The following is a 25,747-nucleotide window of genomic DNA, read 5'->3' on the forward strand; positions in this document are numbered from 1 at the left end:
GACGATGAAGCGGATGACCTGGGCGCTCGTGTTCGCGCTGCCGATGATGGCGCTGGCGCAGCCCGGGCCGAAGGATCCGGGCGCGCGTGACGCCGACCGCATGGCCCGGGCCGAACAGCGGCAGCGGCTGCGGCAGGTGCTGGAGCTGGCGGACACGCTGGAACTGGACAGCGCGCAGGCCCTGAAGATGGATGAGACGCTGCGCCGCTTCGAGGACCGGCGCCGTCCACTGCGGGAGCAGGTGCGGGACTCGGCGCGCATCCTCCACCTGGCGTCGCGGGGCGACAGCGCGGCGCTGGGTCAGGTGGACGCGGCGGCGCAGAAGGTCTTCGACGCGCGCGCGCAGATCGCCGCGCTGGACCGGGAGCTGTACCAGGCGCTCGCCAAGGACCTGACCCCGGAGAAGCGCGCGCGGCTGGCCGTGGTCATGGCCCGCTCCGAGGGCATGAAGGGGCTGAAGGCCAAGGGACCGAAGCAGACGCGCGGCGACTGAGGACGCCCCTCCCAACGGTCGGAGGCGGACGGGCGGGCACGGACGGTCCGCCCCGGGGGGCATCCCCAACGTCATGGCGTTGACCGTGTCCCGCCCCCCAAGGGACGCGCCCCTCCTCCTGGAGTCCGCCATGCGTCTGCTGTCCCGTGTTCTTCCCGTGCTCGTGGGCCTGGGGCTCGCGTCCTGCGCGGGCGTCGATGTCGGCACCAACTACGACCCCGCCGCCGTCCAGCGCATCAACGAGTTCCGCACCTACGCGTGGTTGACGCATCCCCAGCAGACGACGGACACGCGCATCAACAACCCCATCACCGACTCCCAGGTGACGGGCGCGGTGGACCGCGACCTCCAGGCCCGCGGCTACCAGAAGGTGGACGCGAGCGCGGACCCGGACTTCCTCATCGGATGGCAGGGCGCCATCGACACGCGGCTGTCCGCGGAGACGGTGGACAACTACTGGGGCTACCCGTGGGATCCGTTCTGGGGTTCGTACTACGGGCCCTCGGAGACGTATGTGCGCCAGTACGACGTGGGCACGCTCATCCTCGACGTGGTGGACGCGAAGGAGAAGAAGCTCGTCTGGCGCGGCACGGCCCAGGCGAACCTGGGCGACAGCCCGCAGGCCCAGGCCAAGGGCGACAAGATCAACGAAGGCGTGGAGAAGATGCTGAAGGAGTTCCCGCCCGAGCCGAAGGAGAAGAAGTAGGCGCTCTTTCAGCGCGCGCGCCGCCAGGCCCGCGTGAGCAGCAGGCCTCCCACGCCCAGCAGCACTGTCAGCAGCGTGAGCCAGAGGAACACGCGGTCCACCAGCGGACCCAGCCGGTCGAACGCGTGGTCCACCCAGCCACGCGCCAGGCCGTCCAGTTGCTGGAGCGTGGCCACGCGCTCGGCGTGCAGCGCGTCCACCACCGCCTGCCGCTCCCGCCCCACGTCCGCGAGCACCGCCTGCCGCTCGCTGGTGACGAACTCCTGGAGGCTCATGCGTTCGGCGTGCAACGCGTCCAGCGCCGCGCGGCGCTCGCGTTCGATGAGCGCGGGTGAGTTCGCGGCCACCGCGCCTACCCTGTCCAACAGGTCCACCGTGCGCCCCAGCTCCGTGAGCGCGGCCTGGACGGTGGGCGCGTGCAGGGCATCCGTCGCGACCAACTCCGCCTGCCAGCGTGCCTGCCGGGGCAGGCTGGTCGCGTAGAGGTCCACGCGCGCGGTGAGGTCTCGCGTGTCCTCGACGAGTCCGGCGGCCGTGGTCCGCAGGCCTCCCCCCGTCACATCCGTGAGGGAAGCCAGCAGGCCCGTGGTGGACTCGCGCGTGACGAGCGGCCCGGTCAGCGGATGCGCCGCGGCCCAGGCGTGCACCCGGTCGCGGGTCTGGGTCGCATCCTCGCGGCCGGTGACCTCCAGCCACTCGGCCTCCACTTCGGACTCCAGCGCCACCAGCGAGTCATGGGCGTGCGCCAGCAACTCCGGGGATGCGCCCTCGGTGTTGCGCGGCAGGTAGTCCTCGAGCTGGGCCAGCAGCGCCCAGGTGTCGATGAGCGCGGCCAACGGATCCGGTTGGAAGAGCGCGCTCTGCACGGCGGGCACCGCGTTGGCCTTGAAGCGCAGCATGGCCGAGGCCACTCGCGGTGAGCCGGAGCGCACGGCCAGGTCGTCCGCCATGGCTTCGATGAGTCCGGAGAAGCGCCGGGCCAGGTCCCGCACCCGCGTGCGCATCACCGCCACGGACAGGTCGGATCGGCCCACGCGCGTGGCCAGCTCCGAGCGCTGCGGCTCCACCGACGCGCATCCACCGCACAGCGCCGTGAGCAGCACCACGGTCACGACGCGTGCGGATGGGAGAACCAGGGACATGAGCCGGGCCCCAAGCTGCGCACGCCCTGCCCCACCGCCGAGCAGGGCCCGAGGGTGACGCCACCGTTCAGGGCCAGACGGACCCGAGGAACCCACACGGCGCGGGCGCATGGGCCTCGGCGCGACGCGCACGAGAGCAGCGAAGCACCAGGCCACTCGCGCGGGCCCGGCGGCGGAGCGCCAGCGGCGAGGCATCAGCGACGAGGCAAAGGCGCGCGCGGCGCCAGCGGCGCGCGCCCTGCCCCGGTGTCACTTCTCCGCGAGCGCCTTGTCGATGGCGGCCTTCAGCTCCGGGCTGTCGGGCGTGACGCTGCTGGGGAAGGCGGCCTTCACCTGGCCGTCCTTGCCCACCACGTACTTGTGGAAGTTCCACTTGGGCTCGCCGTGGTCCTTGGCGAGGAACGCGTAGACGGGGGACTGGCCCTCGCCCTTGGTCTTCACCTTCTCGAACATGGGGAAGGAGACCTTGAAGCGCAGCTCGCAGAACTTCGCGATCTGCTCGGAGGTGCCCGGCTCCTGGCCGCCGAAGTCGTTGGACGGGAAGCCCAGGACGACCACGCCCTTGTCCTTGTAGCTGTCGTAGAGCGCCTGGAGGCCCTTGTACTGCGGCGTGTAGCCGCACTCGGACGCGGTGTTCACGACGAGGGCGACCTTGCCCTGGAAGTCCGACAGCTTCTCGGGCTTGCCGTCGAGCCGGTTGGCGGAGAGCTGGTGGAAGGACATGGCTTTCTTCTCGGTCTTGTCCGCGGCGGTGGCCGCCGTGGAGAGGGAGAGCACCGTCGCGACGGTGCACAGCAGAGGAGTTCGCATGGCGGACGCAGGATGCCGGAAGGAGCGCATGGATTCACCGTCCCCGTGAGGCGACGCGCGCCTTGGGTTCTTCAGCGGAAAAAACCGACTTGAGCACACGTCCCGTGGGCGTCTTGAGCTTCGCCACCTCGCGCGGCGTGCCTTCGCCCACGATGCGGCCTCCGCCCTCGCCACCCTCCGGCCCCAGCTCCACCACGTGGTCCGCCGCGGCGATGACCGACGGGTGATGCTCGATGACGACCAGCGTGTCGCCCCGGTCCACCAGGCGGCCCATGAAGGTGATGAGCTTCTCCACGTCGCCCAAATGCAGGCCGGTGGTGGGCTCGTCCAGCACGTAGAGCGTGGGCTCGTGGCGGGAGGTGGCCGTCAGCTCCGCGGCCAGCTTGAGCCGCTGCGCCTCGCCGCCGGACAGGGTGTTGGAGCCCTGTCCCAGTTGCAGGTAGCCCACGCCCAGGTCCGCCAGGCACTCCAGCGGCGCGGCGACCTTGGGCAGCGCGCGGAAGACGTCCTTGGCCTCGTCCGCGGACAGGCGCAGCACGTCGCCCACGGTGAGCCCGTGGTAGCGCACCTCCAGCGTGGCGGCGTCGAAGCGCGCCCCGTTGCAGGCCTCGCACGGCGTGACGACGTCCGGCAGGAAGGACATCTCGTGGGAGATGGCGCCCTGCCCTTCGCACACCTTGCAGCGGCCACCGCTCGCCGTGTTGAAGGAGAAGCGCGCGGGCCCGAAGCCGCGGATCTTCGCCTCGGGCGTGGCCGCGAACACGCGCCGCAGCTCATCCCAGATGCCCAGGAACGTCGCCGGCACCGAGCGCGGCGTGCGCCCGATGGGCGACTGGTCCACCGACAGCACCCGCTTGATGGACTCCGTGCCCTTGAGCGCGTCGAACGCACCGGCCTTCGACGTGACGAGCCCCAGCTTGTCGCGCAGCGCCGGGTACAGCACCTGCCGGATGAGCGTGCTCTTGCCGGAGCCCGACACGCCGGAGACGACGTTGAGCCGCCCCACCGGCAGCCGCAGGTCCACGCGCTGGAGGTTGTTCGCGCGTGCCCCCTTCAGCTCCACCCAGGCCTTCGGCTCCCCCCGGCCGGACGGAGGCCGCACCTGCGCGGCCCGCAGCGCCTGCGCGGTGGGCGAGTCCGACTCCAGCACCACGTCCGGCGTGCCCTCCGCCAGGATGTGACCGCCGCCCCGGCCGCCCGTGGGCCCCAGGTCCAGCAGGTGGTCCGCGGCGCGGATGGTGTCCGAGTCATGCTCCACCACCAGCACCGTGGAGCCCGTCTCCACCAGCGCGCGCAGGTTGTCGAGCAGCCGGTGCGTGTCGCGCGGGTGCAGGCCGATGGTGGGCTCGTCCAGCACGTACATCGCACCGGTGAGGCCCGCGCCCAGCTGCGCGGACAGCCTCAAGCGCTGCATCTCGCCGCCGGACAGCGTGGCGGCGTTGCGGTCCAGGGACAGGTAGCCCAGGCCCACGCGCTCCAGGAACTCCAGGCGCCGCAGCATCTCCTGCCGCGCCGTCTCACCCAACAGCGCCCGGTCGCCCTTGAGCTTCCAGGTGCGCACGCGCGCGAGCGTGGCCGTCACCGACGCCTGCACCACCTCGTGGTAGCGCGCCCCCTCCAGCCGCACCGCGCGCGGCACCGGGGACAGGCGGGTGCCACCGCACGTGCGGCACGGGGCGGTCTCGCCCTCGGCCATCGCGGCGGCGCCGCCCTGCACGCCGGTGCCCTCGCACGACTCGCAGCGGCCCTGCTTCGTGTTGAAGGAGAACCAGCGCGGGTCCAGCTCCGGCACGGCGGTGCCGCACTTCGGGCACGTGCGCTCGCTGGACAGGAGCGTCTCCGCCTTGCCCGCGCGCAGCTTCACCGCGCCCTTGCCCCAGTTGAGCGACGCGTCGAACACCTCGCGCGGCAGCTTCGCGAGCTTGCCCTCGTACATCACGAGGTCGATGTCGTGCTCCTTCGTCTTCGCCAGGCGTGGCGGGTTGTCCGTGGACGCCAGCTCCCCGTCGACGATGGCCTGGGTGATGCCCGCGCGGGCCGCCGCGGTGAAGACGTCCAGGTACGTGCCCTTGCGTGCGCGCACCGCGGGCGCCAGCACCTGCCCGTCGCCTTTCGTCGCCAGCACCTGCGCGTAGAGCGCGGCCGGCGTGGTGGCGCCAATGGGCGTGTCGTCATGCGGGCAGTGCGGCTCGCCAATCTTCGCGTACATGAGCCGCAGGTAGTGGGCCACCTCCGTGACGGTGGCCACGGTGCTGGTGGACCCCGCGCGCGACGTGCGCTGCTCCAGCGCCACGGTGGGCGGGATGCTGCTGATGCGCTCCACGTCCGGGCGCGGCAGCGTGGGCAGGAACTGCCGCGCGTATGGCGTCAGCGTCTCCAGGAAGCGGCGCTGGCCCTCCGCGAAGACAACGTCGAACACCAGCGAGCTCTTGCCGGAGCCGCTGGGCCCCGTCACCACCGTCATCTTCCCCAGGGGAATCCGGCAGGACACGTCCTTGAGGTTGTGCTCGCGCGCGTGCTCCACCTCGATGGCGGGCGGCGCTTCCTTCCCGGGGCGGCGCAGCTTCACCGCCTTCGCCAGCGGCTTGCCCTCGCCCCGGAGCGCGGCGGCGGTGGCGCTGCCCTGCACCTTCGCCACGTCGGCGGGCGTGCCCTCCGCCACCAGGCGGCCACCGTCCCGGCCGCCCTTGGGCCCCAGGTCGATGATCCAGTCCGAGCCCTTCATCACCGACACGTCGTGGTCCACCACGAGCACGCTCGCGCCCCGGTCCACCAGCGCGTGCAGCGACGCCATCACGTGGCGCACGTCCTCCGCGTGGAGGCCCGCGCTCGGCTCGTCGATGAGGAACAGCGTGCCCTTCGCGTCGCTCGCCAGCGCGCGCGCCAGCTTCAGCCGCTGCGCCTCGCCACCGGACAGCGTGGACAGGGGCTGGCCCAGGGGCAGGTAGCCCAGGCCCAGCCGCTGCGCCGGTCCCAGGGTGCGCTTGAGCGCGGAGTCGTCACCGAAGTGCTGGAGCACCTCGTCCACCGTCATCTCCAGCACCTGCGCCACGCTGAAGCCCTGGTGGCGGACGGCGAGCACCTCCTCCTTGAAGCGCCGGCCCCGGCACACCGCGCACAAGAGGGCCACGTCCGCGAGGAACTGCATCTCCACCGTCTCGTAGCCTTCACCGGAGCAGGCCTCGCAGCGGCCCTTGTCCACGTTGAAGGAGAAATGCGCGGACGTCAGGCCCCGCGCCTCCGCGTCGGGCTCCGAGGCGAAGCGCTCGCGCAGCCGGTCCCACGCCTTGGTGTACGTCGCCGCGTTGCCTCGCGACGTGCGGCCCAGCGGGGACTGGTCCACGAAGGTGATGTCCTCCACCTGCGCCCCGCCCTCCACCGCCGCCACGGCGCCGGGGGCCTCCACGTCCTTCACGCCCAGCCCGCGCGCCAGGTGCCGGTAGAGCACCTCGTCCATCAGCGTGCTCTTGCCAGAGCCGCTGGGGCCGGTGATGGCGCACAGCACGCCCAGCGGCACGCGCACGGACACGTCCTTCAGGTTGTGCTCGCGCGCCTCGCGGATGACGATTTCGCCGGTGCGGGTGCGCGGCGTGCGCGGCGCCTCCGCGCCCCCGGACAGCATGCGGCCGGTGGGCAGGTCCTGCCGCCTGGCCAGCGCCTCCGGGGTGCCGTCGAAGCACAGCTTGCCGCCATTGCGTCCCGCGCCCGGGCCCAGCTCCAGCACGCGGTGCGCGGAGCGGATGATCAGCGGATCATGCTCGATGACCAGCGCGATGTTGCCCCGGTCCGCCAGCTCCGCGATGGCCTCCGTGAGCGGCGGCACGTCCCCCGGGTGCAGGCCCACGGTGGGCTCGTCCAGCACGAAGAGCGCGCCCGTCAGCGACGTGCCCAGCGCCGCGGTCAGCGACACGCGCTGCGCCTCGCCACCGGACAGCGTGCGCGCGGGCCGGTCCAGCGTGAGGTAGCCCAGGCCCACGCGCTGGAGATAGCGCAGGCGCGCGGCCAGCTCGCGCCGCGCCAGGTCGCCCTGCCCCGTGAGCGTCTTCAGCCCATCCAGCCGGGCCAGCGCGTCCGTCAGCTCCAGCCCGTGCCAGGCCGGAAGGTCGATGCCGCCCACGCGCCACGCGCGGGCCTGCTCGTTGAGGCGCGCGCCGTGACAGCTCTCGCAGAGCGTGTACGCGCGATACCGGGCCAGCAGCACGCGCACGTGCATCTTGTACGTGCGGCCCTCCATCCACCGGAACCACGCGCGCACGCCCGGGTACACGCGGCCGCCGTCGTAGTCGCCCTCGCCCTGGAGCACCGCCTCGCGCTGGGCGGCGGTGAGCTTCTCCCACGGCTTGTCGAAGGGGATGCCCTTCTGCTTGCAGTAGCGCTGGAGCATCTCCCGCTCCCAGCTCGTGGACTGGCCGGACCAGGGACGGATGGCCCCCTGCGCCAGACTCAGCGTCGGGTTGGGGATCACCTTCCCCCAGTCGATGCCGATGGTGCGCCCGAAGCCACGGCACGGCGCGCACGCGCCCACCGGGCTCTGGTAGCTGAAGAGGCCCGGCCTCGCGAGCTCGAACTCGCGCGCGCACTTGGGGCACACCAGGCCCCGGCGCAGCTTCTTCGGCGCGGTCTCCGGCAGGAAGAGCAGCGCCTCGCCATCCGCGCGCGCCCACGCGTCCTCCAGGGCCTGGGTGACGCGAGACAGGTTCGCGTCCGTCAGCTTCACGCGGTCCACCACCACCTGCGCCACGCCCGCGGGGTCGGTGGCCTCGCCCGGCTTGAGCGTCTCCAGCTCCTTCACCTCGCCCTGCACCATCAGCCGGTGGTAGCCGTCCTTCAGCAGGCGGGCCCGCGCGTCGATGAACGCGGCCGTGTCGGGGATGCGCACCGGGTACGTGAAGACGCCCTGCGCATCCGGGTGCTCGCGAAGGGCCGCCTTGGCCGCCACGCGCGCGTCGGTGCGCACCGCCTCCAGGCCACAGTCCGGACACACCGGCATCGCCTCGCGGGTGAAGAGCGCGGACAGGTATGGCTCCACGTCCGCCAGCGTGGCCACCGTGGAGCGCGAGCTCTTCACCGGCGCGCGCCGGTCCACCGCGACGCCCGCGGCCACCGGCTCCAGCGCGTCCATGGGCGGCCGCTCCAGCCGCTCGAGGAACTGCCGGGCGTACGGGCTGAAGCTCTCCACGAACCGGCGCTGACCTTCCGCGTAGAGCGTGTCCAGCGCGAGGCTCGATTTACCGCCTCCGGACACGCCGGTGACGCAGACGAACTCTCCTTCGGAGAGATCGACGGACAAATCCTTGAGGTTGTGGGTGCGGGCGCCGACGAGGTGGGTCTTGTGCATGCCGGCCGGAGGTTTAACGACCGGACACTCGCGCGCCAATCACAACATGACGGCCAACACCGCCCCGCCCGGGTGGGTTGGGTGGGGAGCGGGCAGGCTGATACAACGTGATGCGGCCGGTCACATCCAACGTGTCTTCGTGGGAATGCCGGCCGAACGGGGGTGGCCATGTCCGACGACGTCCAGGCACGCCGTGCGCGGGCCGAAGAGGCCCTGCGGCGCACGAGTGCCTCCCTGGTGTTGCTGGAGCTGGGCGGCCACACCGCCACGGGCTTCGTCATCTCCTCCGAAGGCCACGTCGTCACCAGCCTCCACGCGGTGGCCAGCGCGCGCGCCATCACCGCCGTGCTGCCAGACGGCCTGCGCTCCCCGGTGGTGCAGGTGGCGGCCGTGGACGAGCGCCGCGACCTGGCCCTCCTGTGCCTGTCCGTCCCGGAGCTGGTGCCCGCCCTGCCGCTGGGTCCGGCGACGCTTCCCTCGGAGGGCGAGGCCCTGCACGTGCTGCAAGCCCACGCGGACCGGCCGCCCGAACCGCGCCTCCTGGAGGTCCGCGCGGTGCAGGTGCTGGGTGAATGGCTCACCCTGCTGGAGCTGTCCCGCACGCTGCCCGAGGACGCGTCCGGCTCGCCGGTGCTGGACGCACAGGGGCAGGTGGTGGGCCTGGCCACCGCGGCGCTCGCCAACGGCCGCGCGCTGGGGCTGGTCATCCCGGTGCGCTACATCGCGCCGCTGCTCAAGACGCCCGGCCCGCCCCGTCCGCTGTCCGCGCTGGACGCGCCCCGGCAGCGCGCCACCCGCGTGCGCCAGGTGCCGCAGCATCCCGTGGGCCTGCTGGAGGGCTGCGCGACGCCGGCCGTGGAGTCCGTGGCCTCGCTGCTGGGCCAGGCCATCAACGTGGGCGCGCCCGCCTACAACCGGGGCGACGTGGAGGGTTGCTACCGGCTCTACGCGCACACCGCCGAACAGCTCATCGACGAGCGAGACGACTGCCCCGGCGTCCAGCGAGCGCTGCGCGACGGCCTCTTGCGCTGCGAGGGCCTGAAGGACCTGGAGGACCGGGCCTGGGCCCTGCGCGACACGTTCGACGGGTTGATGGACGTCATCGGCCGGTGGCGCCAGTCCCGCCCGGCGCTGCCCACCTCCGCCAGCAAGCGCCCCCCGCCGAAGACGTACCTCAACTAGCGGCGGGAGACGCGCGGGCCTCTTCAGGCCTCGTCCCAGCGGATCCGCAGCGAATAGGTGTGCTCGGCGCGCTCCAGCACGTCCACGCGCGGCAGCACCCGCGTGCGGCGCAGCACCTGCTCCATCACGCCCGCCACGAAGTCCGGCAGCGGATCCGCGTCCACCACCCGCGCCCGCCACTCCCGCGCGCGCACCGGCTCCAGCACCAGCTTCATGTCCTCACGGCCCGCGCGCAGGTACGTGGGCAGCCGCGCCAGGCACCGCTCCGCGCCCAGGAGCGGCGCCGCCGCGGCGAAGATGCGCCCCACCAGCGTCTGCGCGAAACCCTCCACGTAGTGCGTCCCCAGCACGCGGTTGGCGTCCTCGCTCGCGAGGCCCGGGCACGCATGCCGCCGCGCCACCGCCAGCGACGCGCGCCACACCTCCAGGGGAAGGCGCTCCTCCACCGTGTCCGGGTCGTAGCCCACGTCCCGCAGCGCCTGCGCGAACGGGCCCGAGGGCCGCAGCGAGTGCTCGAACAGCCCTTCGAAGTTCCGGCGCGGCACCCGCACCAGCAGCGGCGGCAGGCCTGGCGCCTCCCGCGTCTCCGGATGAATCCACGGCTCCATGTCTCGTAACCCCCCCAGGGTCCAGCCCCCGCACCATCCCGGCCGGGAAACCGTGTCTCAGTGTATCAGCCTCCACGCGCCCGGCCTGCCCGCCTGGTTGCCGCTGTTGTGGACTTTTCCAATCATTTCTTCCGCATTTCCCAACCCTGCCCGCGCTGATCCATGACGGCCCGCGTCGGGGATTTCATGAATTCGGGTCACAATGGACCCCTACTGAAAGCAAAAATTGTGTGTCAACCGTTGAATTCACCGGAAGTCCACTGGCGCTATCCCCTGATTTCTGGGCTGCCGCGTTAACTTCTTCAACCCATCGGAAACTCTCTGTGTTCGTCGTGCGAGAATTGTTCATCCCCCTTGCAGTGTGAGTGATCAATGACCATTCGCCGCACCGAAGGTTCGACGCCCGTTTCTCTCCGTCCCACCACCGATACCTCCGCGCCGGCGAAGGCGAAGAACGTCCTTCGCGTGAAAGACGGCTTCGAGTCCGTCTCCCGCACGGGCGCCGCCGCTGGCGCTCAGCCCACGGCCGCCGCCGCGACGACGGCGCAGGCCTCCACGACGGGGGCCGCTTCCGCTCAGGTCGGCCGCCTCGCCCTGGACAGCAAGGAGGCGCAGCAGGCCATCCAGACGTCCCTGAAGGCCCTCACCCCGCCGCTGACCGCGTCCAACCTGCTGGCCGCGAACAAGGCCGGCCCGACGCTCGCCCCCAAGAGCGTGGAGCGCGACGAGCTGGGCATGACCCACGTGCGCCTGGACCGCATGCACGAGGGCGTGAAGGTCTTCGGTGAGCAGCTGATCAGCCACCTGGGCGCGGACGGCAAGGTGTCCAGCGTCACCGGTGAGCAGAACCCCATCCCCGCGGGCCTGGGCAACCAGAAGGTCAAGCTGGCCCCGCAGCAGGCCATCGACATCGCGAAGAAGGAGCTGGGCGGCAAGGCCGACAAGCAGCCCTCTTCCGAGCGCGTCGTCTACCAGGACGCGGACGGCAAGTACCGCGCCGCCTACCAGGTGGAGGTGACGCAGATCGCCGGCCAGGAGAAGCCCAAGAAGCAGAACTACATCATCGACGCCAACACCGGCGCGGTGCTGGAGAGCTTCAACAAGATTGGCGGCTGGAGCAAGAAGGCCGCCGCGGCGCTGCAGGTCAACGGCACCAGCAGCCCGAACGTGGCCATCCCGGACAAGGGCCAGGTCCAGTCGAAGATCAACATCCCGGACGGCGTGACGGTGGACAAGCTGTCCGTCGACCTGAACATCAAGCACACCTGGAGCGGCGACCTGAAGGTCTCCGTGACCAGCCCCTCCGGCAAGACGGCCGTGCTGCAGGACCGCAAGGGCGGCTCGGTGGACGACATCGCCGGCTCCTTCGACCTCACGGAGGCCTTCAAGGGCGAGAGCGCCAAGGGCGAGTGGACCATCACGGTCGAGGACAAGGCCGCGCGTGACACGGGCACCCTGAACAACTGGAGCCTGAACATCACCGCGAAGGAGACCACGCCTCCGCCGACGGATCCGCAGAACCCGCCCACGGGCACCGCGGACGACGTGTCCATGTACAGCGGCCACGTGGACCTGAAGACCAAGAAGGAAGCGGACGGCACGTACTCGCTGGAGGACTCGACGCGCGGCAAGGGCGTGGTGACCTACGACGCGAACAACAAGACCACCGCGTCCGGCCAGACGAAGATCACCGACAACAACGACAAGTGGGGCGAGGCCACCGACCCGGCGCGCGCCAAGGCCGCCGTGGACGCGCACTACGGCGCGGCGACGACCTACGACTTCTACAAGGAGATCCTGGGCCGCGACTCCATCGACGGCGCGGGTGAGAAGCTCACCAGCTACGTGCACGTGCGCAACAACTACGTGAACGCGTTCTGGGACGGCGAGAAGATGAGCTACGGCGACGGCGACGGGAAGCAGTCCGGCCCGCTCACCACGCTGGACATCGCGGGCCACGAAATCACCCACGGCCTCACGGAGCGCACCGCGGGCCTCATCTACAGCGGCGAGTCCGGCGGCCTGAACGAGGCCTTCTCCGACATCATGGGCACGGGCGTGGAGTGGTTCGCCGCGCAGAAGAACCCCGAGGCCAAGTGGAACTGGACCGTGGGCGAGGCCGCCTGGACGCCGAACAACGGCAGCGATGAGGACGGCCTGCGCTACATGAACGACCCGACCAAGGACGGCTACTCGGTCGACAACTACAAGAACTACCCGAAGCAGACGGAGGTGCACGGCTCCAGCGGCATCGCCAACAACGCCTTCTACCTGCTCGTGGAGGGTGGCAAGAACCGCACCTCCGGCCTGGAGGTGAAGGGCGGCATCGGCATGGAGGACGGCCTGAAGATCTTCGGCCGCGCCCTCACCACGTACATGACGCCGAAGACGACGTTCGCCCAGGCCCGCGAGGCCACCATCAAGGCCGCCACCGACCTGCACGGCGCGGACTCCGTCCAGGTGCAGAAGGTGAAGGACGCCTGGACCGCGGTGGGCGTGAACTAGTCGTCCGCTGACTGAAGCTTCCTGAAACACCCGAGGCGGGTCCGGTCACTTACCACCGGGCCCGCCTCTTCCTTTTGCCGCTCAGGCGAAGAAGCGAGACAGCACCGCCACCATGCGGGCCACGTCGGACGCGGCGGCCAGCTCGCGGATGGAGTGCATGGACAGCATGGGGTTGCCCACGTCCACCGTGCGGATGCCCAGCTGCCCCGCGGTGATGGGGCCAATGGTGCTGCCGCAGCCCAGGTCCGTGCGGGTGACGAAGTGCTGCGGCGTGACGCCCGCCTCCTTGCACAGCGCCGCGAAGTACCCCCACGACTCGCCGTCCGTCGCGTAGGACTGGTTGACGTTGGTCTTGATGACCGGGCCGCCGCCCAGCTGCGGCTGGTGCTTGGGCTCGTGCATGGACGAATAGTTGGGGTGCACCGCGTGCGCCATGTCCGCGCTCACCATGAACGAGCGGCGGATGGCGCGGTGGAACGCGTCCGCTCTCCCATCCGAGTGCGCCTGGACGATGCGCTCCAGGAGGTCCTTGAGGAACGGCGACGCGGCGCCCTGCGCGCTGCGGCTGCCGCACTCCTCGTGGTCGTAGAGCACCACACCCACCGTGGCCTCGCGCGGGCCGGTGTCCTTCAAGAGCGCGGTGAGGCCGGTGTGGCAGCTGGCCAGGTTGTCCAGGCGGGGCGCGTGGAGGAACTCACCGTGCAGGCCGGAGCGCGTGGACGGCTGCAGGTCGTAGAGGCACAGGTCGTAGCCCAAGAGGTCGTCCGCGGCGGCCTTCACGCCCGAGCGGCCCAGCTCCTCCGCCAGCAGCCCCTTCAGCTCCGCGGGGCCCGCGCTCTCCAGGCCCAGCACCGGCACCATGTGCTCCTGGGGGTTCAGCTTCAGGCCGTCCGTGTTGACGCCGCGGTTCAGGTGGATGGCCAGGTTGGGCACGCGCAAGAGCGGCCGGCGGAAGTCCACCAGGTGGTGCTGGGGGCGGCCGTTGTGCAGCGTCACCACGCGGCCCGCGAGCGACAGGTCGCGGTCCGTCCACGTGTGCAGCAGCACCCCGCCGTAGATTTCGACGCCCAGCTGCTGGTAGCCGTGGCGGTTGACGGGCGCGTTGGGCTTGAGGCGCAGGTTGGGCGAGTCCGTGTGCGAGCCCACCAGCCGGAAGCCGGTGGTGTCCACGGGCTTCGTGCCCAGCTGGAAGGCGGCGATGCTCGTGTCGCCGCGGATGACGAAGACCTTGTCTCCAGGCTTGAGCGACCAGGACTCGCGCTCGTCCAGCTCGCGGAAGCCCGCGGCGGTGAGGCGGCGCGCCGTCTCGCGCACGGCGTGGTACGGCGTGGGCGACGCGTCGATGTACTGGAGGAGGTCGTTGGCCTGCGTGTCGATGTCAGTCGGGCTCATGGGCCCGGCACGCTAACGCCGTCCGGCCCCGGTGCCACGTCCGACTGTCACCGCCCGGACAGGCGGAGGGGCGCCCGCCGGCAGGACGGTGGAGGAAGGGCGCGTCCCGGGAGGGGCGTCCAGGAAGGTGCCCAGGAGCACCCAGCGGCGCGCCGCGTCCTCCTTGCCCGGCTTCGCGGCGAGCGGCGTCGTGTAGTGCCAGAAGGGCAGCCGGTACACGGTGACGCCGCCCACGGTGCTGACCTTCGTCAGCTCGGAGAAGTGCCCGTCCTTCGCGTACACGAGGTACTGGTGGTCCACGGCGGGCTGGGTGAGGCTCACGTGCATGTCCACGTAGCCGTCGCGCGCGTCCGCCTCCTCCGGGTGGTGGTCGTTGTGCGGGCCGGTGTAGTCGCCCGGGCCGTAGCAGAGCACCTGGATGCCCCAGCCCCGCTTGAGCGGCCGGCCGCTCACCGTCGCCGCGAAGGCCGCGAACGTGTCCGAGCGCAAAAGCGCCGTCAGCCCCACCGCCTCCGCCGCGCGCCACGAGCGCGAGCGCCGGCTCTCCAGGAGCGCGGTGCGCACGCGGACCGTCTTGGGCAGCGCCTCCGTGTAGTTCTCCACCATGCCGGAGATGGAGTCCTCCGGGATGGGGTCCTCCATGGTCACGAGCGTGTCACGCAGCGCGGCGTCCAGGATGTCGCGGGCCTCGGCCGCCTTCTTCACGTCGATGACGCCCTGCAGCGCGATGAAGGGGCGCGTGGGGTCCAGGAGCGCTCCGCACGTCTCGGAGTCTCGGCCTTCGAGAATGCGGCGGCCCTTCGGGGTGAGGAGGTCGGCGAACTGGGTGGGCAGGCGCGGGGACATGGCGCGCACCATACCGGGACGGGGGCGGAACGCACGTGCTGGGGAGGGCATGGCAAGGCAACTCCCCTGCTCTCCCGGCGATAATCCGGTACTCCGAAGTCCAGGGTAGAAGGCACAACCATGACCGAGATCCGCAACCGTTCCGCCGCTCCCTCCGTCGCTCCGGCCCGCACGCAGGCCCCGGCCGCGCAGCCCGCCCGGACCAACCAGGCCACCGCGGCGTCTCGCGCGGACGTGCTCAACCGCGCGGAGCTGGCGCGGGCCCGCGCGACGATGGCGCCGGTGCAGGCGACGCCGGGGTCGTGGCGTGGCGGTCCGAGCACGGAGGTGGGGCGCGCCATCCAGACCATGCGTCAGCGCCTGTCCGACGTGAACATCACCATCAAGGGTGACACGCCGCAGAGCCTGTTCGACCGGGCCATCCTGGACAACAAGCACGTCACCAACGAGCAGATCCTGGAGATGTCCCGGGTGACGCTGCCCCAGCTGGCCACGGACCCGGCGACGCGCGCGAAGGTGCTGGAGCGCGTGCCCAACGCGCGCGAGCTGCCGGTGCACCACTTCACCGTGGCGATGCTGTCCGCGGTGACGGGCATCGACCGCGCGGCGCTGTCGGAGGCCTGTCCGGACCTGGGCCTCACGGGCGCGCCGAACACGCCGCTGCTCTACGCCGCCAGCACCGAGCGCATGCAGCGCTCCACCGCCCTGCACGACTTCACGGACTACATGCGCGGCGCGGGAGTGAAGGGCATGAACAAGGCCGTCTGGGGTGTGGAGAACCGCGTCCTGTCCGCCATCGTCTCCGCGCTGGGCGGCGGGCGGTACTGAAACACCCGCGGCACCCCAGAGCCCGCGCGGAGGAGGAGGCATCAAGCCCCTCCCCCTCGCGGGCTTCTCTTTTCAGGCGTCAGTCCTCGCCCGCGCCGCCGGCCAGCCGCTGCCGCGCGACCTCCAGCCGCTTCGCGCGCACCTTGGAGGCCAGGTCGAGCAGACGCCGGTCGCGCTGCCACCGCTCGCGCATCTCCACGTCCACGCCCTCCCAGGCCACCTCGCAGCGCTCCAGCGCGCGGTGCATCTGCGCGAGCGCTCCGCCCAGCGCCACGTGCACGGCCGGGTCGCTGGGGTCCTCCAGCGCGAGCGCGTGGATCATCACCGCGATGGAGACCAGCTCCTCGCGCAGCGCCACCGGCCAGCCGCAGCGGCGGGCCACCTTCACCAGCCAGCCCAGCACCGCCAGGTTGACGTGGCAGTCCTCCACCGTGCGGAACGGCTTGAGGTAGCGGGTGTAGCCATCCCCGGGCAGCACGTCCTCCGGCGCCACCTCCACGCCGTCCAACCGCAGCGCCGCGTGTGGAACCTCCGGCACGAAGCCCAGCGGCGGCAGCGGCTCCACGGTCACCCCGGACGTGCTCGCGTCCAGCCGCACCATGCGCAGGCGGTTGCGCTCCTGGGCATCGCGGCCCTCGGAGGCGACCACCAGCAGCACCTCCGCGTGCGTGCCCAGCGTGACGTAGGTCTTCAGGCCATCGAGCGTCCAGCCCGCGCCCTTCGGCGTGAGCTTCGTCTCGATGGCGCCCGGGTGCCCGCCGCCGGTCTCCGTGGCGCAGAGCGCGGCGCGCCGGTCCGCCGGGAGCTGGGGGAAGAGCGAACGCAGCGCGGCCTGATAGCCGGAGGAGAACGCGAACCCCATCCGGTCCATCCGGAAACCGCTGGCGAGCGCCAGGTCCGCGGGCACCTGGAAGCGCGGCAGCACCGCGAGGTGCCGGCGCCACCAGGCCTCCACGGAGTCGAGCGCGGGAAAGTCAGGGGCCTCGGTGAGCAGGAAGCGCAGGACGTCTTTCACGCTTCCAGTCTAATGCCCGGCTCCGGAGCATGCGCGCTTCCGTTTGGTGCCGTCAGCTCGCGGCGCGGCGGCCCGGGGACTTCGAGCGCTGGGTGCCCCGCTTCTTCTTCGCGGCGGCCGGCGGCGCGGCCTTCGACTTCTTGGCGGACTTCGCCTTGGAGGTCGACTTGGACTTCGATGCCGCCTTGGACTTGGAGGTCGACTTGGCCTTCGACGGGGCCTTCTTGCGGCGCGCGGGGGCCTTCTTCTCCGGGGCGAGGATGGTGCCCCGGCAGGAGGGGGTGCCGCAGCGGCAGACGTAGAGCGACTCGGCCTCCGCGTCCATCTCCGGGGTGCGCTCGTACGCGTAGTCGTACGTCAGCTCCTCCCCCGGTTCGATGGCGCGCAGCGCGTAGATGTGGATGTGGCCCTTGTCGATGAGCGACTGGCAGTTGGGCTCGCACGAGTGGTTGATGTAGCGCGACTCGTTGTGGAGGGTCCCCGCGTCCAGCACCGTGTCGTCGTCCAGGTTGAAGAGGAACGTGTGGTGGCGCTCCATCGACTCGTCGTCGTAGCGGACGTCCGCCTCGGCCTGGGTGATGCGCTCACCGATGTACTCGATGATGCGCGCGCCCTTGCGGATGCGGCGGGTGGCGAAGGCGCCCGTGCCCTGGATGGGGGACTGGCGCAGCTCGAAGGGAATCGACGGGGTCGGCTGGAAGGCTGAAGAAGTCGTCATCGCGATTAGGGGCGCGGCTGGGGCGGGTGCGTGTTCAACCAGGACGCTGCCGTGAAGCGCGGTGTAGCGTGCCGCAGTCAAGCGCGCGAAGAAAGGCACTCGATGATGCGGTGGTGGATCGTGGTGGGCGCGGTGAACGCTTTCCTGGCCGTGGCCGCGGGCGCCTTCGGGGCGCATGCGCTGAAGGCCCGGCTCGCGCAGGACCTGCAGGTCATCTTCGAAACCGGGGCGCGCTACCACATGTACCACGCGCTCGCGCTGGTGGCGGTGGGGCTCCTGGGCACGGTGCGCCCCTCCGCGCTCCTGGAGTCCGCGGGCTGGGCGATGCTCGCGGGCATCGTCCTGTTCTCCGGCAGCCTGTACGCGCTGGCCCTGTCCGGCGTGCGGGTGCTGGGCGCCATCACGCCGCTGGGCGGCCTGGGCTTCCTCGCGGGCTGGGCGCTCTTCGCCGTGGCCGCGTGGCGCACCTCTCCGTGAAGTGGCGAACAGCCCGCGTCACTCCCTCAGCAGGGGCGGCATCGGGTAGATGAGGTCCAGGTCGCTGTGGTTGCGCAGGCCACAGGCCTCACGCTGCACAGTGAGGTTCCAGCGCAGCCGCTCCGCTTCCTTCCAGAGCGCGCGGTATGCCGCGTAGCGCTCCATGCGCGCCACGCCATGCAGGGCGCGCAGCTCCTTCTCCGCCTGGGCCACCAGGGCGAGGGCGCCCTCCAGCTTGTCGCCGGAGCGGCGCAACCCGGAGGCACGCTCGCGCTGGAGCTCCGCCTCGATGGGCAGCAGGGCGTTGACGTTCACCGGTCGAGCCATGGCTTCCCAATAATCACGAGCCCCAGCGCTCGCATTGGCGCTCCGGTCCATGCCGGGCAGGCGACCGGGCTTCAGGGAGGCGGTGTCGGCGCGGGTGCGTCCTTCGCGTCCGGAAGCACCGTGGCACCAGGGCGTCCCCACCGCCACGCCTCGCGGGCCCAGGCGAGCCCCGCGAGGAGCACCATCGCGTTGCGCGCGAGCAGCAGCAGCGTGAAGGAGGGCTGCCAGCCCGTGTTGTAGGTGCTGCCCGCGAAGAGCCCGCGCGTGATGGCGGCGGCCACCAGCAGCACGGCGGACGGCCACGCCCTTCCGGAGAGCAGCGCGAGCGCGGCGGCCCCGGTGAGCCAGATGAGATACTGCGGGCTCAGTACCGGATTGAGGATGACGAAGGCCACGAGCGGCACCAGCGCCAGCCGGGCCAGCTCCTCGACGTGAGCCAGAGGCCTGCGCCAGGCGGTGCGCACGGACACCGCCACGGCCAGCAGCAGGCCCGCGACCCACACCTGGCGGGTGACGGCGCGGACCATCTCGGCGTCCGCTCCGTGCAGCTCATAGGCGGCGGGGGCGTGGACCCACTGGACCTGGGCGAAGCCCAGCAGGTGCGCGGCCCAGAGCAGGCCCGCGCTGAAGGCCTCCACCTGGAGGCCCCGCTCGACATGGAAGGCCGCGAACCGCCACCACGGCCAGACGAAGCTCAGGGGCACCAGTGGCAGCACGCCCGCGATGAGGCCGGTGAGCAGGGCCCGCGTCGGCTTCGTGCCCCGGCGCCAGCACACGGCCAGGGCCAGCGGCACAAGCACGGCAGGGTACAGCTTGGTGACGGTACCCACCGCGAGCGCCGCGCCCGCCAGGCCTTCGCGCCGGCGCACCAGGGCCACCAGCGCGGCCAGCGCGAGCGCGGCGGGGATGAGGTCGTAGCGCTTGAGGTAGTGGATGCTCTGAAGCCAGCTGACGACGGAGTACGCCGCGAACGGCACCCACGCGCGCCAGGCCGTGCCCCACCGGCGCACGCCTTCGGACAGCAGCAACCATTTGACGAAGGCGTCGATGAGCGTGAGCTGGAGGCCGAACGCGAGGATGAAGCCGCGCAGGTCTCCGCCTGCCCACGTCGCGGGCACGAACCACAGGAGCGCGTAGGGCGGGTATTCGAAGCGGAAGTCGCGGTTGGGGACCGCGCCATCCAGGAACGCGCGGGCCGTCCGGAAGTACAGCGGCAGGTCGCCCTCGCGTGGGGAGAACGCGTAGAACGCCAGCGGCACCACGGCCGCCGCGAGCGCGAGCCAGTGTCTGGGCGTCAGCCGCGAGGGCGCGGACGATGTCGGTGCGGACACGAAGCGTGACTCTGCCCGCGAGGACCGGGCGCTGTCGCTGGGAAAGGCATCCGTCCCCTTCCCTGCCCTGCGCGCGTCCAGGCGCATGGGCGTGCGAGGCGGCACCCGACCCGCTAGGTTCCGGCCTGGACTGCCCACTCCATGAAGCTCCACCGCCCCACCAAGGACGAGCTGTTCGCCGCCACCGGCCGCACCATGCCGGACCTGCTGGCCCCGGACCTGCGGGTGCTCTTCTGCGGCATCAACCCCAGCCTCTACTCCGCGGTGGTGGGCGTGCACTTCGCGCGGCCGGGCAACCGCTTCTGGCCGTCACTGCACGCGGCGGGCTTCACCCCGCGCGTCCTGAAGCCCGCGGAGCAGGAGGAGCTGCTGACGCTGGGCCTGGGCATCACCAACGTGGTGGACCGGGCCACGGCGAGCGCGGACCAGCTGGACGCGGAGGAGTACGCGGAAGGCGCGAAGTCGCTGGCGCGCAAGGTGAAGCGCTACCGGCCGAAGTACCTCGCGGTGCTGGGGCTGGGCGCGTACCGCACCGCCTTCTCGCGGCCGAAGGCGAAGTTCGGTCCGCAAGAGGAGACGCTGGGCGACACGCGGCTGTGGGTGCTGCCCAATCCCAGCGGGCTCAACGCCAGCTACCAACTCCCGGACCTCGCGCGACTGTACGGCAAGCTGCGCCGCGCGGTGGAAGTCCGCTGATCATCCCGCAGGCCGAGGCCCCACCCTAGCGCTCGGCTCCCACCGAGGGTAGCCGCGGCCCTCGCACGCAGGCGGCGGCGGAGCCAAGGCCGCTCTACTTCGGCGGGCCTGTCCTCGCGACTGCTCGCGAGGTTGGCAGCCGCTGCCCTCGCACGCGGACAGCGGCGCAGCCGAGGCCGCTCTACTTCAGCAGGCCGGCCTCGCGGGCCACCTGCGAGGCCACGGGCAGCACCTTGTCGAAGGCGGCGGCGTTGCACGCGAGCAGGCCCCGGCGGTTCTGGAGCTCGGAGCCGTCGTACAGGTACGCGTTGCCCGCCAGGTCCGTGAGCACGCCGCCCGCGGAGCGGATGACGGCCTCCGGCGCGCAGTTGTCCCAGCGGTAGCTCTTGTCGCTCACGTGCACGTAGAGGTCGCAGTGGGCCTCCGCCAGCAGGCCGCACTTGAGCCCCACCGAACCGGACTCCCGCTCCTTCGTGATGCCCAGCCGCTGCACCACCGCGTCCGTCGTCTTCGAGCGGTGCGAGCGCGACACCACGAGCCGCAGCTGCGCCGGGTCCGCCACGTCCGACACGCGCAGCGCGCGGCGGCCCTGGGGGTCCTCCACGAAGCCCTGCTCGCCCACGATGCCGGAGTACAGGACGTCCCCCACCGCGCGGTAGACGACGCCCAACGCCGCCCGGCCCTCCACGGCGAGCCCGATGTGGATGGCGAACTCGCCGTTGCGGTTCACGAACTCCTGCGTGCCGTCGAGCGGATCCACGAACCAGCAACGGCTGAAGCGCTTCGCGTCGGAGACATCCTCCTTCTCCTCCGCCACCACGCCGTCCGCCGGGAAGGCCTTGCGCAGCTCGCCCACGATGAAGGCGTTGGCACGCTCGTCCGCCACCGTGACGGGCCCGGCGCCTCCGGCCTTGTCCGTGACCGAGAAGTCCGTGGCGTAGACCTGGAGGAGGATGTCACCAGCCTGGCGGGCGATGCGCCGGGCGACTTCGAGCTCGTGGGCGAGTGCGGGCATGGAGACCGGTGAGTCTACCGGGGCGAATTGCCCCCGTGGGGAAATCTGCCCCGCCTCGCGCGCCCCCTCCCTCCAGGGTGGAGGCCCTGGCCCGGGGGCTGCACTTCCCAGGGGGGATTCGCCTTCCCTGCCCCGGGCAGCGCGGCGGGAGGCAAGCAAGGACTCGAACGATGATGAAGTGGCTGATGGGGCTGGCCCTGCTGGGCATCGGCGTGGCGCTGGCGTTCGCGGGCGGCCGGATGGTGTACCGCTCGAAGGTGAGCAAGGACTGGCCCACCGTGCAGGGCACCGTGGTGAGCTCCCGCGTGGAGACGTTGCGCAGCAAGCGCGCGGTGAGCTTCCGCCCGGAGGTGAGCTACCGCTACGAGGTGAACGGCGTCCCGTACACCTCCGACACGGTGGCCTTCGACGGCCACGGCGCGGGCGCGCTCGCGGACGCGCAGGCGGTGTCGCGCCACTACGCGGCGGGCGCCCCGGTGACGCTGCACTACGAGCCGGAGGATCCGTCCGTGGCGTGCCTCCAGTGCGGCGACACGGGCTTCGTGAACTACGTGTTGACGCTGGGGGGCGCTGCGTTCGCCCTCGTGGCCGGCTGGGGCCTGGTGGAGATGGCCCGCTCCACCCTGCGCGACGGCAAGCGCGCCGTCCCCCAGATGCGCGCGAAGGCCCGCTAGACGACGCCGGCCGCCCTGTCGCGTGGCCCGCTGAGCACTTTTCTCCAGAAGGCTTCGACAGACGCGGCCCACGATGCGCAACCTGGAGCGGCCACCCGCTCCCTGGAGAACGCATGCCCGTCACCATCCGCCCCGCGAAGGATTCGGACGCGCCCGCGCTGGGCCGCATGGGCGCGGCGCTCGCGCGCCAGCACCACGGCTTCGACCCACAGCGCTTCATGGTCCCGGACGACGTGGAGTCCGGCTACCGGTGGTGGCTGGGCAAGGAGGCCCGCCGTCCGCAGGAGGCCGTGGTGCTCGTGGCCGAGCTGGACGGCGAGGTGGTGGGCTACTGCTACGGCCGGATGGAGGGCGTGGACTGGAACATGCTCCTCGACAGGTGCGGCGCCCTGCACGACATCTGGATGGACGAGAAGGCGCGCGGCACCGGCACCGGCCGGCTGCTCGCGGAGGCCATGGTCCAGCGGCTCACGGAGATGGGCGCGCCGCGCGTGGTGCTCCACACCGCCGCGAAGAACGAAGCCGCGCAACGGCTGTTCGCGCGGCTGGGCTGGCGTCCCACCATGGTGGAGATGACCCGCGAAGCGCCGCCCCGCTCATGACCTGGCTCACAGCCTTCCCGGCGGCATCCGGCCCTGCTGGAAGGCCTCCACCTGCGCGGGCGTGAAGGGCGCCTCATAGAGGACCCGGTCCTGCTGGCGTGAGCGGAACAGGTCCACGATGAGGTTCATCCGGTCCTTCACCGAGCCCCAGTCCCGCGCCGCGCTGCCCGCCGTGTCATCCGGCGTCCGGTCCAACTGCTTCAGCAGGGCGCACAGCTCCGGGTGCTCCAGCCGCATCAGGTCCGGCGGGAAGTCCGCCGCGGCGGAGAGCGCCGGAATGTCCTCGCCCAGCCGCAGCGTGCGGTCCGGCAGCTCCATGGTCATCAACTCGCGCGTCATCAGCTCGCGCCAGCAGCGCTCCAGCCGGTCCGCCAGCGGCGTGAAGACCGCGACCAGCCAGGGCTCCGGCATCCCGTGGCCACGCGCCCGCAGCAGCTCCCGCAGGTGGTCCAGGAACAGCTCCTTCAGCGGTGCCCCCAGCGCCCCGACGATGGGCTCCTGCAGGCGCACCTGCTCGTGGTAGCCCACCAGCGCGTTGGCCAGGAGCACGCGCTCCGCCCGGTCCTTGGTGCGCGTGAGGCCCAGGGCTTCGTGGTACGCGCGCACCGCGCGGATGAGCAGGTCCTGGCCTCCGGACTCCAGCGGCCCCGGCTTCAGCACGGCCACCACGCGCTCCAGCGCGGCGGCGCTCTTCGCGTCGGGGCCGGTGAAGTGCTCCAGCATCGCCGTGTAGAGCGGCCCCAGCTCCTGGAACACCAGCAGGTTGCCGTGCGCGATGTGCTTCGCCACCGCGCTCATCACCGGATCCATGGCGAGCGACAGCACGGTGGCCACGCCCGACGGCAGGCCCCAGGAGCCCAAGAGCCGGGCCTGCGTCACGCCCAGCCCGCGCATCACTCCTTCCGCGCGGGTGAGCATGTCCCGCTCCAGCACGGCCACCATCTCCTTGCGGATGAAGGTCCCGGCCGTCTTCGATGCCCAGGTGGAGAAGCCGCACCACGACTGATCCACCTCCCCCAGCACGCCCGCGAAGCACACCTTCAGCACGTGGTACGTGTGGGTGATGCGCAGGTTGCGCAGGGGCGCGTTCTGCATGCGGCCAATGGCCTCCACCTCCGCGAGCGTCGGCGGCGCATGGGGACGTGGCAGCGGTTGGAGCACCATGGCGGAACGAGCTCCGGCGATACAGGGGCGGCAGCGCCCTCTCCCAGCATGGAGCATCCACCCCAAGGCCCGCCATCCCCCACCAGGGAGGGTTCGAAAACGACGAAGCCCCGGGTGCTTCCACCCGGGGCTCCGTGAAGCTTCAGCGGCGTGGGACGGAGCGCCCTACTTCTTCTGCTCCTTCACCCACGAGTCCTTCAGCGTCACGGTGCGGTTGAACACGGGCGCGCCCGGCTTGGAGTCCACCGCGTCCGCGCAGAAGTAGCCCAGGCGCTCGAACTGGAAGCGGTCGCCCGGCTTCGCGTCCGCGAGCATCGGCTCCACGCGCGCGCCGGTGAGGGTCTCCAGGCTGTTCGGGTTGAGGAACTCCTTGAAGTCCCTGGCCTCGTCCCGGTCCGGCTGCTCCACGGAGAAGAGCCGGTCGAACAGCCGCACCTGCGCCACGGGCGCGTTGCCCGGCACCCAGTGCAGCGTGCCCTTCACCTTGCGGCCATCCGGCGAGTCGCCACCGCGCGTGGCCGGGTCGTAGGTGCAGCGCAGCTCCGTGATGTTGCCCGCCGCGTCCTTGATGACCTTCTCGCACTTGATGAAGTACGCGGAGCGCAGGCGCACCTCCTTGCCCGGCGCCAGGCGGAAGAAGCCCTTCTCCGGCACCTCCTGGAAGTCGTCCGCCTCGATGTAGAGCTCGCGCATGAACGGCACCTTGCGCGTGCCCATGTCCTCGCGCTTCGGGTGGTTCGCCGTCTCCAGCTCCTCCGTCTGGCCCTCCGGGTAGTTCTCCAGCACCACCTTCAGCGGACGCAAGACGGCCATGGCGCGCGGCGCCGTCTCGTTGAGGTCGTCCCGGATGGACAGCTCCAGCACGCCCATGTCGATGAGGCTGTCGGACTTGCTCACGCCGATGCGCTTGGCGAAGTCGCGCAGCGACGCGGGCGTGTAGCCCCGGCGCCGCAGGCCGCTGATGGTCAGCATGCGCGGATCATCCCAGCCGGAGACGCGCTTCTCCTGCACCAGCTGGAGCAGCTTGCGCTTGCTCATCACCGCGTAGGTGAGGTTCAGCCGCGCGAACTCGTACTGGTAGGGCCGGTCGCCCTTGATCAGCGCGTCGACGATCCAGTCGTACAGCACGCGCCGGTTCTCGAACTCCAGCGTACAGACGGAGTGCGTGATGCCCTCGATGGCGTCCGACAGGCAGTGCGCGAAGTCGTAGAGCGGGTAGATGCACCACTTGTCGCCCGTGCGGTGGTGGTGCGCGTGCCGGATGCGGTAGATGGGCGGGTCGCGCAGCACGGGGTTCGACGACGTCATGTCGATCTTCGCGCGCAGCGTGTGCTTGCCGTCCGGGAACTCGCCCGCCTTCATCCGGCGGAACAGGTCCAGGTTCTCCTCCACCGTGCGCGTGCGGTACGGGCTGTCCTTGCCCGGCGTGGTGAAGTTGCCGCGGTACTGGGAGATCTCCTCCGGCGACAGGCTGCACACGTAGGCCTGGCCCTGCGAAATCAGCTGCTCCGCGAAGGCGTAGAGCCGGTCGAAGTAGTCGGACGCGAAGAAGCGCCGGTCGTCCCAGTCGAACCCGAGCCAGCGCACGTCGCGCTGGATGGACTCCACGTAGTCCGTGTCCTCGGTGAGCGGGTTGGTGTCATCGAGGCGCAGGTTGCACTTGCCGCCATACTGCTGCGCCAGCCCGAAGTTCAGCACGATGGACTTGGCGTGGCCGATGTGGAGGTAGCCGTTGGGCTCGGGCGGGAAGCGGGTGTGCACGCGTCCGCCGTGCTTTCCCGTCCGCCGGTCTTCCTCAACGACTTCCTGGAGGAAGTTGAGGCCCTGCGTCTCGTTCGTCGTCGTCATGATGGTGCGAATCCTCTGGGAAGCTGAACC

General features: G+C 71.2%; 22 protein-coding genes. 9 read left to right on the top strand and 13 right to left on the bottom strand.

Annotation, left to right across the window (positions count from 1 at the left end; genetic code table 11):
* Positions 1 to 4: 4 nt before the first annotated feature.
* Both ACX114_RS28350 and ACX114_RS28355 read left to right on the top strand, forming a co-directional pair.
* Positions 5 to 493, top strand: coding sequence for a hypothetical protein (locus ACX114_RS28350; protein WP_459300312.1), 489 nt, complete (start codon positions 5 to 7; stop codon positions 491 to 493).
* Between the two features lie 130 nt (positions 494 to 623).
* Entirely contained in the window at positions 624 to 1,199 is a 576-nt protein-coding gene (locus tag ACX114_RS28355; RefSeq protein ID WP_459289582.1) for a DUF4136 domain-containing protein, read from the top strand.
* A gap of 8 nt (positions 1,200 to 1,207) precedes the next feature.
* Here the strand turns inward: ACX114_RS28355 and ACX114_RS28360 are convergent, their stop codons facing one another.
* From ACX114_RS28360 to uvrA, 3 genes are all read right to left on the bottom strand, one after another.
* A complete protein-coding gene (locus ACX114_RS28360; protein WP_459289584.1) occupies positions 1,208 to 2,341 on the bottom strand; it encodes a chemotaxis protein in 1,134 nt (377 codons plus the stop codon).
* Between the two features lie 249 nt (positions 2,342 to 2,590).
* The gene (locus ACX114_RS28365; protein WP_206791564.1) at positions 2,591 to 3,151 is read right to left on the bottom strand and encodes a glutathione peroxidase; all 561 of its coding nucleotides are present in this window, start codon (positions 3,149 to 3,151) and stop codon (positions 2,591 to 2,593) included.
* Positions 3,152 to 3,185: 34 nt separating this feature from the next.
* Positions 3,186 to 8,489 (bottom strand): excinuclease ABC subunit UvrA, encoded by a 5,304-nt coding sequence (uvrA, locus tag ACX114_RS28370; protein ID WP_459289586.1) that lies wholly within the window; start codon positions 8,487 to 8,489, stop codon positions 3,186 to 3,188.
* Between the two features lie 168 nt (positions 8,490 to 8,657).
* Between uvrA and ACX114_RS28375 the strand changes: the two genes are divergently transcribed.
* Positions 8,658 to 9,671, top strand: a complete 1,014-nt coding sequence (locus ACX114_RS28375; protein WP_459289588.1) for a S1 family peptidase — start codon at positions 8,658 to 8,660, stop codon at positions 9,669 to 9,671.
* Positions 9,672 to 9,694: 23 nt separating this feature from the next.
* Here the strand turns inward: ACX114_RS28375 and ACX114_RS28380 are convergent, their stop codons facing one another.
* Entirely contained in the window at positions 9,695 to 10,279 is a 585-nt protein-coding gene (locus tag ACX114_RS28380; RefSeq protein ID WP_459289590.1) for a DUF2378 family protein, read from the bottom strand.
* 372 nt (positions 10,280 to 10,651) lie between these two features.
* Between ACX114_RS28380 and ACX114_RS28385 the strand changes: the two genes are divergently transcribed.
* Entirely contained in the window at positions 10,652 to 12,784 is a 2,133-nt protein-coding gene (locus ACX114_RS28385) for a M4 family metallopeptidase (RefSeq protein ID WP_459289591.1), read from the top strand.
* 81 nt (positions 12,785 to 12,865) lie between these two features.
* Here ACX114_RS28385 and ACX114_RS28390 read toward each other — a convergent pair whose 3' ends face one another.
* Positions 12,866 to 14,176: a M18 family aminopeptidase gene (locus ACX114_RS28390; RefSeq protein ID WP_459289593.1), complete on the bottom strand. Its 1,311-nt coding sequence runs from the start codon at positions 14,174 to 14,176 to the stop codon at positions 12,866 to 12,868.
* A 12-nt stretch (positions 14,177 to 14,188) separates the two neighbouring features.
* Positions 14,189 to 15,022, bottom strand: a complete 834-nt coding sequence (locus tag ACX114_RS28395) for a hypothetical protein (RefSeq protein WP_459289595.1) — start codon at positions 15,020 to 15,022, stop codon at positions 14,189 to 14,191.
* Between the two features lie 120 nt (positions 15,023 to 15,142).
* Here ACX114_RS28395 and ACX114_RS28400 point away from each other — a divergent pair, with 120 nt between their 5' ends.
* Positions 15,143 to 15,850, top strand: a complete 708-nt coding sequence (locus tag ACX114_RS28400) for a hypothetical protein (protein WP_459289597.1) — start codon at positions 15,143 to 15,145, stop codon at positions 15,848 to 15,850.
* A gap of 79 nt (positions 15,851 to 15,929) precedes the next feature.
* Here ACX114_RS28400 and ACX114_RS28405 read toward each other — a convergent pair whose 3' ends face one another.
* Positions 15,930 to 16,865 carry an acyl-CoA dehydrogenase family protein gene (locus ACX114_RS28405; protein WP_459289599.1) on the bottom strand — a complete coding sequence of 312 codons (936 nt, stop codon included), beginning with the start codon at positions 16,863 to 16,865 and terminating at the stop codon, positions 15,930 to 15,932.
* 52 nt (positions 16,866 to 16,917) lie between these two features.
* Complete coding sequence (locus tag ACX114_RS28410) at positions 16,918 to 17,583, bottom strand: SET domain-containing protein (RefSeq protein WP_459289601.1); 666 nt, start codon at positions 17,581 to 17,583, stop codon at positions 16,918 to 16,920.
* 102 nt (positions 17,584 to 17,685) lie between these two features.
* Here ACX114_RS28410 and ACX114_RS28415 point away from each other — a divergent pair, with 102 nt between their 5' ends.
* Positions 17,686 to 18,060 carry a DUF423 domain-containing protein gene (locus ACX114_RS28415; protein ID WP_206791531.1) on the top strand — a complete coding sequence of 125 codons (375 nt, stop codon included), beginning with the start codon at positions 17,686 to 17,688 and terminating at the stop codon, positions 18,058 to 18,060.
* 18 nt (positions 18,061 to 18,078) lie between these two features.
* Here the strand turns inward: ACX114_RS28415 and ACX114_RS28420 are convergent, their stop codons facing one another.
* The gene (locus tag ACX114_RS28420; RefSeq protein WP_459289603.1) at positions 18,079 to 18,387 is read right to left on the bottom strand and encodes a hypothetical protein; all 309 of its coding nucleotides are present in this window, start codon (positions 18,385 to 18,387) and stop codon (positions 18,079 to 18,081) included.
* Between the two features lie 71 nt (positions 18,388 to 18,458).
* The gene (locus ACX114_RS28425; protein ID WP_459289605.1) at positions 18,459 to 19,718 is read right to left on the bottom strand and encodes a glycosyltransferase 87 family protein; all 1,260 of its coding nucleotides are present in this window, start codon (positions 19,716 to 19,718) and stop codon (positions 18,459 to 18,461) included.
* A gap of 141 nt (positions 19,719 to 19,859) precedes the next feature.
* Here ACX114_RS28425 and mug point away from each other — a divergent pair, with 141 nt between their 5' ends.
* The gene (gene mug / locus ACX114_RS28430; protein ID WP_459289607.1) at positions 19,860 to 20,414 is read left to right on the top strand and encodes a G/U mismatch-specific DNA glycosylase; all 555 of its coding nucleotides are present in this window, start codon (positions 19,860 to 19,862) and stop codon (positions 20,412 to 20,414) included.
* Between the two features lie 181 nt (positions 20,415 to 20,595).
* Here the strand turns inward: mug and ACX114_RS28435 are convergent, their stop codons facing one another.
* The gene (locus ACX114_RS28435; protein WP_459289609.1) at positions 20,596 to 21,429 is read right to left on the bottom strand and encodes a 3'(2'),5'-bisphosphate nucleotidase CysQ family protein; all 834 of its coding nucleotides are present in this window, start codon (positions 21,427 to 21,429) and stop codon (positions 20,596 to 20,598) included.
* 170 nt (positions 21,430 to 21,599) lie between these two features.
* Here ACX114_RS28435 and ACX114_RS28440 point away from each other — a divergent pair, with 170 nt between their 5' ends.
* Positions 21,600 to 22,103 carry a DUF3592 domain-containing protein gene (locus tag ACX114_RS28440; protein WP_459289611.1) on the top strand — a complete coding sequence of 168 codons (504 nt, stop codon included), beginning with the start codon at positions 21,600 to 21,602 and terminating at the stop codon, positions 22,101 to 22,103.
* Positions 22,104 to 22,216: 113 nt separating this feature from the next.
* Positions 22,217 to 22,705: a GNAT family N-acetyltransferase gene (locus tag ACX114_RS28445; protein ID WP_459289613.1), complete on the top strand. Its 489-nt coding sequence runs from the start codon at positions 22,217 to 22,219 to the stop codon at positions 22,703 to 22,705.
* A 6-nt stretch (positions 22,706 to 22,711) separates the two neighbouring features.
* On the opposite strand, the gene ACX114_RS28450 is transcribed toward ACX114_RS28445, so the two are convergent.
* Positions 22,712 to 23,869, bottom strand: coding sequence for a hypothetical protein (locus ACX114_RS28450; protein ID WP_459289617.1), 1,158 nt, complete (start codon positions 23,867 to 23,869; stop codon positions 22,712 to 22,714).
* 165 nt (positions 23,870 to 24,034) lie between these two features.
* Positions 24,035 to 25,717, bottom strand: a complete 1,683-nt coding sequence (locus ACX114_RS28455) for a glutamine--tRNA ligase/YqeY domain fusion protein (protein ID WP_459289619.1) — start codon at positions 25,715 to 25,717, stop codon at positions 24,035 to 24,037.
* Positions 25,718 to 25,747: the final 30 nt, after the last annotated feature.

It is taken from the genome of Corallococcus sp. M7 (assembly GCF_054512695.1).